Source organism: Alkalispirochaeta americana, from assembly GCF_900156105.1.
In the GTDB taxonomy this organism is placed as follows: domain Bacteria; phylum Spirochaetota; class Spirochaetia; order DSM-27196; family Alkalispirochaetaceae; genus Alkalispirochaeta; species Alkalispirochaeta americana.
On record NZ_FTMS01000044.1, the window covers coordinates 1 to 1,850 of the forward strand.

Sequence of the window (1,850 nt, forward strand, 5' to 3'; positions counted from 1 at the left end):
CAGCATATGAAGACGATCCGGGAGCAGGTCCGCCTTGGCGGCGGGGAAGCGCGGATAGAACAGCAGCACCAGAAGGGGAAGCACACCGCGCGGGAGCGGTTGCAGGCGATTCTGGACGAGGGGAGCTTTGTAGAGCACCAGCACTACAGCAGAGGCCGCTCGACCATGTTTGGCCTTGGAGACAAGCGAATCCACGGCGACGGGGTGGCCACCGGGAGCGGTCTTGTCGAGGGCCGTCAGGTTTTTGTGTCCTCCCAGGATTTTACCGTCCTTGGGGGCTCGCTTGGGGAGATGCACGCCGACCGGATCGCCACGGCCCAGGAGCTGTCCCTGGAGACCCGCACGCCCTTTATCCAGATCAACGATTCCGGTGGGGCACGGATTCAGGAGGGGATTCTCTCTCTCCACGGCTACGGGCGCATTTTTCGAGCCAATACGCTGGCCTCGGGTGTGGTGCCGCAGATATCGGTGATCCTGGGGCCCTGTGCTGGGGGTGCGGTCTACTCGCCGGGGATCACGGACTTTGTCTTTATGGTGGACCAGGTGAGCAACATGTACATCACCGGCCCCGATGTGATCCGCGCGGTGACGGGCGAGGAGATCAGCCACGAGGAACTTGGCGGTGCTGGAGCACACGCCGGGAAGAGCGGGAACGCCCATTTTCGCTACGCCAGCGAGGAGGAGTGCATCGCCGGAGTTCGGCAGCTTTTGTCGTATCTGCCGCAGCACAACGGCGAGGCGCCCCCCGTGGTAGACACGGGCGACCCCGTGGACCGAACGACGCCGGAGCTTCTGGACCTGATCCCCGAAGAGGAACGGCGAGGCTACGATGTGCGGTCAGTGATCGCCAGCGTCTTTGACCGGGAATCCTTTCTTGAGGTGCAGCGGGACTACGCACCGAACGTGGTGGTGGGGTTTGCCCGGCTTGGGGGCCGAACGGTGGGAATTTTTGCAAACCAGCCTGCGGTGCTTGCTGCGGCGCTTGATATCGATTCGAGCGACAAGGGAGCGCGGTTCATCCGGTTTTGCGACGCCTTCAATATACCGATTGTGTCCCTCGTGGACGTGCCCGGATTTTTGCCCGGGGTGAACCAGGAACACGGAGGAATCATCCGCCACGGAGCAAAGGTGCTCTATGCAATCGCCGAGGCGACGGTGCCGAAGGTATCGCTGGTGATGAGAAAAGCCTACGGGGGCGCCTATATCGCGATGGCCTCGAAGGGACTTGGTTACGACCGGGTGTTGTCGTGGCCGATGGCGCAGATCGCGGTGATGGGAGCCGAAGGAGCAGCGAACATAATTTTCCGGCGGGACATAGCCGAGGCGGAGAACCCCGAAGCGGCGCGGGCAGCGAAGATCGAGGAGTTCAAGGGCGAGGTGATGGACCCCTTTGTGGCGGCCGGGTACGGGTATGTGGACGATGTGATCGACCCGAGTTATACGCGCGGCGAGCTTGCGCGGTCTCTGGCGATGCTTGAACGGAAGCGGCAGGAGCGACCTGGCCGGAAGCACGGGAATATACCGCTGTGATAAGTGATAGTTTTGGCTACGCCCTGGTGACAGCCGGGGTAGGTATGGGGATTGTATTTTTCTTTCTCCTTTTTTTGAGTGTGGTGATGCTGGTCTTGCGGGCGGTGATGATCGAGAAGAGCCCGGAGCCGACGGCGGCCGGATCGGAATCGTCTGAACCGGAGGTCTCGGGCGGGGCCGATGAGGTGGACGCTGCGGGGATCCCCCGGTGGGCGATGGCCGCAGTGGTGGCGTACCTGGAAGCGGAAGAAGCGGAGTACGCGCCACGGGCCGAGGGGTGGCTGGCACGGCAGTGATGCCGGCAATGATGCCGACAGCGA

2 protein-coding genes are annotated in these 1,850 nt (G+C 62.6%); both read left to right on the forward strand.

The window, feature by feature from the left end:
• The coding region (locus BW950_RS14490) for an acyl-CoA carboxylase subunit beta (protein ID WP_438938431.1) at nt 1–1,530 on the forward strand (1,530 nt) is incomplete at its 5' end.
• A complete protein-coding gene (locus tag BW950_RS14495; RefSeq protein WP_076490007.1) occupies nt 1,527–1,826 on the forward strand; it encodes an OadG family protein in 300 nt (99 codons plus the stop codon). The genes BW950_RS14490 and BW950_RS14495, both read left to right, overlap by 4 nt.
• Nucleotides 1,827–1,850: the final 24 nt, after the last annotated feature.